This window comes from Ohtaekwangia kribbensis, from assembly GCF_042676245.1.
Classification (GTDB): Bacteria; Bacteroidota; Bacteroidia; order Cytophagales; family Cyclobacteriaceae; genus Ohtaekwangia; species Ohtaekwangia kribbensis.
Window position 1 is genome coordinate 841,397 of the sequence record NZ_JBHTKA010000007.1, and the last position, 11,885, is coordinate 853,281.

Annotated in this window: 7 protein-coding genes; all 7 read left to right on the plus strand. The window is 46.6% G+C overall.

All coding sequences use genetic code 11. The features are described 5' to 3' along the window. Positions 1-2 precede the first annotated feature (2 nt). The 7 genes from ACFQ21_RS18685 to ACFQ21_RS18715 all read left to right on the plus strand — a co-directional run bounded on the left by ACFQ21_RS18685 (position 3) and on the right by ACFQ21_RS18715 (position 11,882). Complete coding sequence (locus ACFQ21_RS18685) at positions 3-2,000, plus strand: sialate O-acetylesterase (RefSeq protein ID WP_377581006.1); 1,998 nt, start codon at positions 3-5, stop codon at positions 1,998-2,000. 1 nt (position 2,001) lies between these two features. Next, on the plus strand, positions 2,002-4,284 hold the full coding sequence (locus tag ACFQ21_RS18690) for an FAD-dependent oxidoreductase (protein ID WP_377581008.1): 2,283 nt from the start codon (positions 2,002-2,004) through the stop codon (positions 4,282-4,284). A 12-nt stretch (positions 4,285-4,296) separates the two neighbouring features. Further along, entirely contained in the window at positions 4,297-6,867 is a 2,571-nt protein-coding gene (locus ACFQ21_RS18695; protein ID WP_377581011.1) for a glycerophosphoryl diester phosphodiesterase, read from the plus strand. Between the two features lie 55 nt (positions 6,868-6,922). Next, positions 6,923-8,644 carry a sodium:solute symporter family protein gene (locus ACFQ21_RS18700; RefSeq protein WP_377581014.1) on the plus strand — a complete coding sequence of 574 codons (1,722 nt, stop codon included), beginning with the start codon at positions 6,923-6,925 and terminating at the stop codon, positions 8,642-8,644. A gap of 106 nt (positions 8,645-8,750) precedes the next feature. After that, entirely contained in the window at positions 8,751-9,386 is a 636-nt protein-coding gene (locus ACFQ21_RS18705; protein WP_377581016.1) for a TetR/AcrR family transcriptional regulator, read from the plus strand. A gap of 42 nt (positions 9,387-9,428) precedes the next feature. Then, entirely contained in the window at positions 9,429-10,802 is a 1,374-nt protein-coding gene (locus ACFQ21_RS18710) for a TolC family protein (protein ID WP_377581018.1), read from the plus strand. Between the two features lie 12 nt (positions 10,803-10,814). Next, entirely contained in the window at positions 10,815-11,882 is a 1,068-nt protein-coding gene (locus ACFQ21_RS18715) for an efflux RND transporter periplasmic adaptor subunit (RefSeq protein WP_377581021.1), read from the plus strand. Positions 11,883-11,885 lie beyond the last annotated feature (3 nt).

Below are 11,885 nucleotides of genomic sequence, written 5' to 3' on the forward strand. Positions count from 1 at the left end.
AGATGCTCAGGATAATCGTCATATTATCTTTTCTGATCATCGTTACAACGGGTGGTACATACGCACAGCGCATTACCATGCCTGCATTCTTCAGCAGCAACATGGTATTGCAGCGACAGAAGCCTGTTGCATTCTGGGGATCAGCACCGGCAAAAGCCTCCTTCGCGGTGACGTTCAACGGCAGGAAGCAAAAAGTAAAAGCTGATGCCAATGGACAATGGCGCGTGCTATATCCGGCCATGGAAGCGGGCGGGCCCTATACATTTACGGTACATGCCGATAGTTCATTTACATTTACAAATATACTCCTGGGAGATGTGTGGATATGCTCCGGACAATCAAACATGGAATGGCCGATGCTGAAGACATTCAATGCATCGTATGAGTTACGCCATGCGAGCTACCCGGAGATACGTTCGTTTACAGTGGAGAGAAACGTAGCGTCTTCACCGTTGCGTGACACTGCACCGGCTTCGTGGCAGGTATGCACGCCACAGCAAGCAGCAGCATTTACAGCCGTAGGATACTTTTTTGCCCGGGAGTTATACCAGCAATTAAATGTACCGATCGGTATAATTCATAGCTCCTGGGGAGGTACCTCCATCGAGGCGTGGACAAGCGGTGACGCTTTGTCCAAACACCCGGACTTTCGTGGCAAGGTAGATACCTTCCGCCTGGCCGTGAAGCAGCAACGATCTGTAGAAACGCTTGAAAAGAGAAACACGCATGTAAATACACAATATTGGCAAGACCTGCAAAAACGTGATCGTGGCTTTACCGAGGCCTGGTATAGTATAAAAGATGCCGATAGTCAATGGACAGAATTCATAGCTCCCGATTTCGGAGGAGATCATGTATTTGTTCATTACTCCGGATCGATCTGGCTTCGAAAGACTTTCCGGCTTACGAAAGATATAGTCTCGCGCGACCTCGTGCTGAATCTCGAAACGCTAAATGATTATGACATAACATACTGCAACGGCATCGAGATCGGAAGAAATATTACGTGGGCACCGGCACGAAGAATATATATAGTGCCGAAGGTGATTTTAAAGCCGGGTGAAAATACGATTGTGATGCGTCTTGATCATCAGCCGGGTAACGGTCTTTTCCGCACACATGATCCTGCTGATCTGAGGTTGTATGAATTGATCCAGTCGGATGATGCGATAGCCATACCGTTGGAAGGCGCGTGGGCGTACAGATTCGGATTGCCTTTAAAAGAATATCCTGCCAAGCCAGTACTGTCTCCGGTAGCATCACAGGTAAGTGTACTCTACAACGGAATGATCGCACCGTTTACCGGCCTTGGTATAAAAGGGTTTACCTGGTATCAGGGCGAGAGCAATGCAGGACGAGCCTACCAATACAGGAGTTTATTACCGCTGATGATAACGGACTGGCGCGCGCAGTTTCAGCAAGGCGATGTTCCTTTCCTCATTGTGCAAACATCCGCGCATGGTAAACTTACCGAGCAACCTGTTGACAACACGTGGGCAGAGTTACGCGAGGCACAGGCTATGGCACTGACACTTCCCAATACAGCAATGGCGGTTAGCCATGACGTTGGCGACCCGTATGATGTACACCCTACACAAAAGCAGGTTGTTGGAAAACGGTTAGCACTGGAAGCGTTGAAAGTTGCCTACGGAAGAAGCGATCTATATACTTCGCCACGCTATCAATCCTGCGAAATAAAGGGAGACACAGTCATTATATACTTTACCAACACCAACGGTTTACAGGTTCGTGGTACGCAGTTGAAAGGATTTTCCATCGCGGGTACTGATCAAAAATTTGTATGGGCTGATGCCGTTATTCGTGGTGATAACACAGTATATGTATATAGTAAAGAAGTACAAGATCCCGTGGCCGTTCGTTACGGCTGGGCAGGCAGTCCGGTGGAAAGCAACGGAGCTAACTTATATAGTATAGATGGATTTCCGGCAATGTCCTTTCGAACGGATGTGTGGGATGGTATAACGTTAAATAAAAAATAGAATGCTAAAATCTGAACAAGCTTTATCGCGGTCGTTTCTCCGCAAAGATATACAGGCTGACCTGGTGGTGATCGGTGGAGGCTTATCCGGTACATGTTGTGCTATAACGGCAGCACGTGCAGGATTGAAAGTTGTACTCGTGCAAGACAGGCCGGTGCTCGGGGGTAATTCTTCTAGTGAAGTGCGGCTTTGGGTGTTGGGAGCGACTTCGCACATGGGGAACAATAATCGCTGGGCGCGCGAAGGTGGCGTGGTGGATGAGCTCCTGGTGGAGAATATGTATCGTAACAAGGAAGGCAACGCTGTTATTTTTGATACCGTGTTACTCGACAAAGTAGTCAGCGAGCCGAACATCACATTGTTGCTCAATACTACGGTAATGGAAGTACACAAGAAAGATGCAGACACCATTGCATCGGTACGCGCCTACTGTAGTCAGAATGCAACGGATTATAGTATAGCCGCACCGTTGTTCTGCGATGCATCTGGTGATGGCGTGGTTGGTTTTTTGTCAGGTGCAGCTTTCCGAATGGGAGCGGAGTCAAAGGAGGAGTTTGGTGAGTTGTTCGCACCTTCAGCCGAGTATGGCGAGTTGTTGGGACACTCGATATATTTTTATACGAAAGACATAGGGACGCCTGTTTCGTTTGTGCCGCCCTCGTATGCGCTGGACGATATCACTAAAATACCGAAGTATAAAAAGTTTTCCGCGAAAGAACAGGGCTGCCAGCTGTGGTGGATTGAATATGGCGGACGTCTCGATACGGTGCATGACACTGAAATGATCAAATGGGAACTTTGGAAAGTTGTATATGGCGTCTGGAACTATATCAAGAACTCCGGTAAATTTCCGGAGGCGCGGAACCTGACGCTCGAGTGGGTTGGGACAATTCCGGGTAAACGGGAGAGCCGCAGATTCGAGGGCGACTATATATTGCACCAGCAGGACATTGTTTCACAGCGTGCGCATAGTGATGCAGTTGCTTTTGGAGGATGGTCGATTGACCTTCACCCGGCTGATGGTGTCTTCAGCGAAAAGCCGGGCTGTAACCAATGGCACAGTAAAGGTATATACCCGATACCGTACCGCTGCTACTATAGCAGGAATATCAACAATCTTTTTCTGGCAGGGCGCATCATCAGCGTGAGCCACGTAGCGTTTGGCTCCACGCGTGTGATGGGAACAAGCGCGTATGGCGGACAAGCGATCGGAATGGCTGCTGCGCTTTGCATCGAAAAAAACGTACAGCCGCGTGAGATTATAAAGCAGAACTATATTCCAGAACTACAGCAACGACTGGCTTCTATAGGGCACTATATTCCCGGTGTACAATTTTCAAATACGAAGGACCTGGTTCGTACTGCATCGATTCGGGCATCCAGTGAATTAACATTAACAGAGTTGCCGGAGGCAGGGATGTTGAAAAAACTTGATCCGGCCGTAGCCCAGCTTTTGCCTCTGGACAAAGGCAGGGTTCCTGATCTTAACTTGCATGCTGTAACGGAGGTTGATACAATCCTGGAAGCGGAACTATATATCAGTCACCAACCTGGTAATTTTACTCCGGATGTATTGTTGGAAACAGTACCGGTGCCGTTGAAACCGGGAAAGAACTGTGTACCGCTTACGTTCAAAACGATACTGGCTGAAAAGACCTATGTCTTTATCGTGTTCCGGAAGAATCCGGATATATACCTGAACTTTTCTCAGCTCCGCATTACGGGTATACTTTCTGTATTCAATCACATTAACGAAGCCGTTTCGAATTATGGAAAGCAAATGCCACCACCGGATATAGGAGTTGACGCTTTTGAATTCTGGTGTCCGCAACGCAGACCGGAAGGACATAACGTAGCATTAAAGATCAATCCGGGGTTAGCGTGCTTTCAGGCAGAGAATATCCGCAATGGTATAGATCGCCCGGTGAAGCAGCCCAACGCCTGGGTGGCTGACTTGAAAGATACTGCGCCCAGCATTGAACTTACCTGGAAAGAAGCCGTCATGATCTGTGAAATCGTGATCAAGTTTGATACAGATTTTGATCACCCGATGGAGACTGTGCTAATGGGACATCCGGAATCGGTAATGCCTTTTTGTATTCGTAGATTCACGTTGCGTGATGAGCAGGGTAATATCGTATTCCGCAAAGATGATAATTACCAGACTATAAATCGCATCACGTTAAACAACGCAGTACATACACGCAAATTAACGCTGGAAGTAAGTCATCCATCCACGAACATTCCGGCATCTGTATTTGAAATTCAATGTTATACTTCCTAAAGAAAAATGACTGTGAGAAGATCTATATGTACCATCGTAATGGCAGGCTATGCGGTATTAGTTATAAGCTGCCAGCAACCCGTTCAGCTTCAGAACGACCAGTTAACCATTAAATGGTCAGGGGGAGATGAAGCGAAGATTAGCGAGATCATTGTACAAACAGATTCAAATCAATCGTCACGGGTTACGCCTTCCGGAGAATATACCTTGTTGTACAGCCAGGGTAAACCCGATAGTATACCGACTATATTTAAAACCGTTACGGGCGTATCGTTTCCGGAGCCGATCTTCAAATACCAGATTGACCATTGGAAACGTTCTACATCTCCTGTAACACTCAATACTGCAGGTGAAGCTTTTCATTTTTATCCGGCCGTTGATAGAGCAAGTGAAAGTGAAATATACTTTAGCAAAGAACTACCGGTGGCATCCATAACAGCGTCATGGAAACTCGACCCGGTATATACATCAGATATCGTGGTAACACAACGTCTGATAGCCAAACAGGATGGATATTACTCACTTGCTACACCTTCCTTAACAACGATACCAATCGAAGAAGTCGCATGGGCTACAGTGCCCGGATATTTCCAGGGCAGTCAGTTGCAAGATAATTTTGTACTGGCTTATGCGTATGGACAAGGCATTCCCAACCTTCCTGTCGTATACCCCGAGCGTTGTGCGAGTACACTATCACCGATAGTCACTTCAAAAAATGGTATTACCGTTTCAGTTTCACCAGCTCCGGGTGTTGCGCGTGATCCCTGGGAGAGCGATCATAAAACACACGAGGAGTGGAAGCTTGGCTTATCGCACATGAATCGGAAAGGCGCAATATCACCGACACTATACTACCCGGTGCTGGGAGAACCTTTATCCAAACTTAAAGCAGGAGATACATTGCAATACGAGTTCAGGTTTAGTGTTACGAAAGGCGATTGGTATAAAAATCTGAAGCATACTATAAACGATAGTTACCACTTTGATGAGCAACTCGCATTACGGGAGAATAAGGAATCGCTCATCAACCGCATTCATGCCATGAGACATTATCTCACCGACAGTAAGACATCACTCTGGAATATAGAGTCATTCGAAGGTAAAAAGATAGGAGGGCAATCGTATCTCGGAGGTGTTGTCGGTTCTTCCGGTGATGCGATGAAAAATTCAGATTACGGAGCGATGTGGATGCTTGCCAATGCAACGGATGATCCTATATTAAAGAAGCAGGTATTGCCGTATGCATTAAACTTTAAGCTGGTGCAGCAGCAAACGGAGCCAGGCTTTTTCCGCGGTGCTGCTATAGGACAATATTACCTGGCCAAGCGCAAGAAGTTTGTAGAAGAGTGGGGAGAGTTTGTAGAGCCGGTGAGTCTCACATACTATACTATGCTCGATGACGGAAATATACTCTTGTTTGAGCCTGATAATAAAGAACTTCAGCAACGGTTGCGTCTGGGAGCGGAATTGTTATTGCAATGGCAGAAGCCGGATGGAAGCTGGGAAGTGGCATACGATCGTCATACCGAGCAACCGATCTTTACCGATATAAAAGATCTCCGGCCTACCTTTTACGGTTTACTGGTAGCGCATCGTATCTTCAAGGAGCAGCGTTACCTCGATGCCGCTCGTAAAGGAGCGGATTGGTTAATTGAGAAGGGAGTAAAGCAAGGTCACTTTATAGGTGTATGCGGTGATGCACGCTATGCTCCTGATTTTGCCACCGCGCAGATAGCCCAGGCGTTGCTTGACTTATACGAAGTTACCGGTGATACGAAGTATAAAGATGCAGCCCTTGAAGCAGTGCGTTTTTATACTACATCCATCTATACTCACCCGGTGGCCAGTGAAAAAATTAAGACAGTAAAGAATGTTGAGCGTAAAGACTGGGAGATAACACAATCCGGGTTGAGCTTTGAGCACGGTGGTATTATGGGATCGGCACAACGTCATGGCCCTATACAACTGGCGAGTCATGCAGGATTGTTTGTGCGTATATACCAGTTAACGGATGATTCATTGTTTCTGGCCATGGCGCGTTCAGCCGCTATAGGTCGCGATGCATTTGTTGATCAGGCAACGCATGTAGCATCGTATTACTGGAATGCGATGAGCAATGGAGCAGGCCCATATCCGCATCATGCGTGGTGGCAGATCGGTTGGATCACCGATTACCTGTTGGCAGAGGCGGAACTTCGTTCGAATGGTGAAATAGATTTTCCGAGAGGGTTTGTTACTCCGAAAGTAGGCCCGCATCAATCATACGGTTTTGCTCCCGGCAAGATATATACCGATCCGGCCAATCTCATCATCCGTGACGGACTGGTAGTATCCGACAATCCAAACATTGAAACACTGACTGCACTTTCAGTAGACCACAAAAGTCTGTTCATTATAATGATGAACGACATCGGTCGCAAAGTAACAACAACGGTAGGGGTAGACGTCACGAAGCTCAAAACAGGTCTGCAGATCAAAGACGCCACAGACTTGCAAACCGGAACACCCGCCACCCTGAACCAACGGACAAAGTTCCAGCTAAGCCCCTACGGAATTACAGTTCTAAAACTAAGGCTCGAATAAGGTATATTTCATTCAGAATCTTCTAATCTTCTAATTTTCCAATCTTAAAATCAATATGGCGCAATTGGACTTTGTGGTGATGGCTGTTTTCGCGTTGCTGATCTTTGCAATCGGACTGGCTTTTACGCGTGTAGGCAGCAAGAATAGCCAGGCATTTTTTGAAGCCGGTGGTGAGACACCGTGGTGGATTAACGGACTGTCGTTATTCATCAGTTATTTTTCAGCGGGTACATTTGTGGTGTGGGGTTCGATCGCCTATAAGCATGGTTTGGCCGCTAACGTGATCCAGTTGACCATGGCTATCAGTGGTTTGCTTACAGCGATGTTTATAGCAGCCCGCTGGAAACGCACCGGCACACGTACGGCCGCTGAATATATAGGGCTTCGTTTCGGTACACGGGCACAGCAATTTTATACCTATCTCATTCTAGTCCTGAGCCTGGTAAATACAAGTGCAGTATTGTACCCGGTAGGGAAGATGGTCTACGTAGCGACACCATTGTCGTTGAATACCTGTATCATCATCATCGGTATCATCATTGTACTGTATACTGCAGCGGGAGGATTGTGGGCGGTGCTCGTAACCGATGTGGTACAATTCATTATCCTGATGGCGGCCGTGCTCATTGTTATACCGGCCGCGCTGGGTGATGTGGGAGGATTTCAAAGCTTTGTACAAAAAGCACCTGCTGATTTCTTTGAGCCTTTCAGCAATGACTATACGGCAGGGTTCATGCTTGCGTTCATTGGCTACCAGACGGTATATATAGGCGGCAACTGGGCTTATGTGCAACGTTATACCAGTGTATCCAGCGAGCGCAACGCGAAAAAGGTAGCGTACCTTTTTTGTATACTATATTTAGTAAGTCCGGTTATCTGGATGTTGCCACCGATGATCTATCGCGTAATCAATCCGGGCTTACAGGGACTAGAACCGGAAGGCGCGTATATGATGCTATGTCAGAAAATATTACCAGCAGGGTTGATAGGACTTGTATTGTCGGGAATGATCTCGGCAACATCCAGTAAAGCGAACACTACGATAAATTTGGCGGCAGTTGTTTTCGCGAATGATGTATACAAGAAAATTATTCATCCGGCAGCGTCCGATAAAACATTGGTATTGATCGCACGCATTTTTACGTTGTTGTTTGGTGCGGGTACCATTGTAGTGGCCATGCTCGTGCCGCTGGCCGGTGGTATAGTAGAAGTTGTACTCAGTATTGCCGCTATAGCCGGAGGTGCTTTGTTTGCACCGATGATCTGGTCGCTGTTCTCAAAACATCTGACTACAATTTCGGTTATCACAACAACGGTGGTGGCCTTGTCGGTAAATCTGTTCTTCAAGGTGATCGTCCCGGTTATCGTTCACATCAAGCTGAGCCGGACCGTTGAAACTGTGATGGGCGTAGGTATACCACTGGTGTTACTCGGACTGTTTGAAGTATATTATAGAAGCCGTAATCAGGTTGACCCGGGAGCGCTCGTACTGGAAGAACATATCCGTAAAGCTTCCCGTACCGGTCATGCGCACCAGCATGATCATCAGGAAGCCGCGCGACAGAATCGTTTCGGTGTGAGTGTTATCGTGATCGCTTCCTCCTTTGTCGGTCTCGGTATATTTGCGCTTGGCTGCGCCTCAGGTACAAATTATACAGTGATGATGGTAGGCGGAGTTGTATTCATCGTGTCGATCGCATCGCTCCTCCGGATACGGATCGGGGCAGCCACGGCAGTGAAGGAAAAAGCAGTACCATCCGTAAAATCCCCGGTTTAAAACACCGATGCTGAACATCGAGCATTAATTTTTTCAGAAAAAAGGTCTAAACCTGCGAAACATTAATTTACTTAACACCGTTAAGTTTGTTATCTTTGCAGAACGTATGACCATTGCATCCAGAAAAGAACGGCAAAAAGAGGAGCTGAGAACCAAAATTCTTCAGACTGCGAAGGAACTGTTCATGGAGCACGGTTTTGAACAGACATCAATTCGTAACATCGCGGAGCGGATTGAGTATTCGCCCACAACCATCTATCTTTACTTCAAGGATAAAGATGATATTTTTCACGCGCTTCACCTGGAAGGATTTAGACTTATCAACCAGTATTTCAGAGCGCTTGAACATGTCGCTGACCCGTTCGAACGTCTCAAGGCAATCTCGCGTGCCTATATTAATTTCGCTATTGAGAATGGAGAATTTTACGATTTGATGTTCATCATACGCTCCCCGATCAATGCCTTAAAGAAAGAGGACGATGCCAAGTGGGAGGAAGGGATGCGCGCCTTTGGATTCCTTATTAATACAATCAAAGAATGCATACAGAAAGGCTACTTTACGGGAATGGATCCTGAAATATTGGCCTTCACCGTGTGGTCCATGGTGCACGGTGTCTGCTCGCTGGAGATACGAAACCGTTGTGATGTGGTAAGCGAGCTGAATCGCGAGAATCTCGCTACCAAAGCCTGCGATACAATTATTCAAATATTGGAGCGTATGCATCCAAAATCCCTACAATAAATTTTTTTGCTTTTCGACTTAACAGTGTAAACTAAAATATCAATGAAATCTTTTTTCCTTGAAAACATCCCCCGAAAGCTTTCCGCAGTAGCTCTGCTCGTACTGCTCACGGCTGTTCTTTATGCACAACCCGTGCTGGAGAATTATGTGCAGGAAGGCCTGAAAAGCAACCTGGTGTTGCAGCAAAAGAACCTCTCGCTGCAGCAGGCACAACAATCTTTACGGATTGCCCGCAGTTATTTTCTTCCATCGGTTACATTATTAACCGATTATACTTCCGGTGAAGGAGGTAGAAGTATAAGTATACCGATCGGTGACCTGCTCAACCCGGTATATACTTCGCTGAATCAAATGACGCAAAGCGATGCGTTCCCGCAGGTAGAGAACGTCAAGCAGAATTTCTTTCCGCATAACTTTTATGATGCACGGGTGCGTACGTCTGTTCCGATCATCAACACCGATCTATACCTTAATCGTACGATACAGTCGCAGCAGGTCATGTTGAAAGAGTATGAAGTGGAGATATATAAACGCGATCTCGTACTCGATATCAAAGCGGCTTACTTCAACTACCTCTCGGCTGTTGCTGCGGTAAAGATTTATGAAAGTGGTCTGACACTGGTAAATAAAAACGTAGAAGTGAACGAGTCGCTGCTGCGCAATGGAAGAAGTTTACCGGCAAACTATCTCCGCTCGAAGAGTGAAGCAGAGCGCGTCCGGTCTGAATTGAACAGTGCGCAGAACAAAGCGGTGAATGCTCAAAAGTATTTTAACTTTTTACTGAATAAAGATCTCGAAAGTAATATTGAGACAAATGTTACTAATCTCGCATCCGTCCCAACACCTGATACTACAACAACATCGTTTCACAAGCGTGAAGAATTGCAGCTGCTCCAGACAGCGCGTGAAATAAACCTTTCAACATTGCGTATGAACAAACTTAACCGCATGCCGAAAGTAAATGCATTTCTGGATCTCGGTTCGCAGGAGTCTGATTGGAAATTCAACAGCGACTCGCGGTATTACCTCGTAGGTGTGCAGCTAGCCCTACCGTTGTTTCAGGGTTTCCGGAACAATATGACGATTCGCCATACGCGCCTTGAAGTTCAAAAGACCGAATTCAATTTACAGAACACTACGCGCCAGGTACAACTCGCGGCATCGGTAGCACGAAACGATTTACACACTACCGTGCAGAATTACCAGGCGGCACAGGAGCAACTTAAATCGGCACAGAGTTATTTCAACCTCATCGATAAAGGATATCAGCAAGGTGTTAATTCGCTGATTGAATTCCTGGACGCACGCAATCAACTGACATCATCGCAGTTGCAACTAAACCTTCGCCAGTTCGAAATGCTAACGGCTGAAGCGAAACTCGAACGCGAAACAGCATCCTATATACTTCCTCAATAATTATCTATACTCATGAAAAATTTCACAAAACATTTTTCGATAACTGTGTTGGTTATCACCCTGCTCATGCTGGTACTGCAAGCTTGTACCGATAGCAAAGGCAAAGAAACTGCTATACCTTCTGCAACGGAACCTATACCGGTAAAAGTAATGTCGCTCCAGAAGTCTTCAGATACACGCGTGATCCATACTTCCGGACAAGTTACTACTGACGATGAGACTGTACTGGCTTTCAAGATCGGTGGTGTCATCAATACGGTACTGGTAAAAGAAGGAGACAAAGTAAAGAAAGGACAATTGCTGGCAACGCTGAATCTTACCGAGATCAACGCACAAGTGGCACAGGCGCAACATAATTATGAAAAGGCGCAACGCGATTTCAAGCGGATCACGAATCTGTATCGCGATAGTGTTGCTACGCTTGAGCAATTACAGAACACAGAAACAGCCCTTGCTGTAGCAAAAGAACAATTGCAGGCAGCAACGTTTAACCGAAGCTTCGCCCAGATACATGCACCGGAGAGCGGTTACGTGCTACGTAAATTTGTAAATGCTGGTCAGGTAGTAAGCATTGGCGACCCTATACTGGTAACCAACGGTGCGGCTACTGGAAACTGGATCTTAAAAGTAAATGTAAGCGACAAGCAATGGAGTGCCGTAAGTCTTCACGATAAAGCAGAAGTACATATAGACGCATTCGCGGACAAGACATTCGAAGGAGAAGTAACCAGAAAGTCGGAGACATCGGATGCGCTGACCGGTACATTTACAATGGAACTTCAACTGAAGAACAACGGTGCGCGCCTCGCTACCGGGATGTTTGGATCTGCTGTTGTAACGACCGGAAATACACTGACCTCATGGAGTGTTCCCTACGAAGCTGTACTGGATGCAAATGATAACGAAGGTTTCGTATTCATTACTTCCGACCGTAAAACCGCCCGCAAGCAACCTGTGCTCATCGAATCATTCAACGGTACGACTATACGCATCAGCAAAGGACTTGAAGATGCTGAAGCACTCATCGTTTCCGGCAGTGCTTATCTCACGGATCGTTCTCCCATCACCATTCTGAAGTAACGC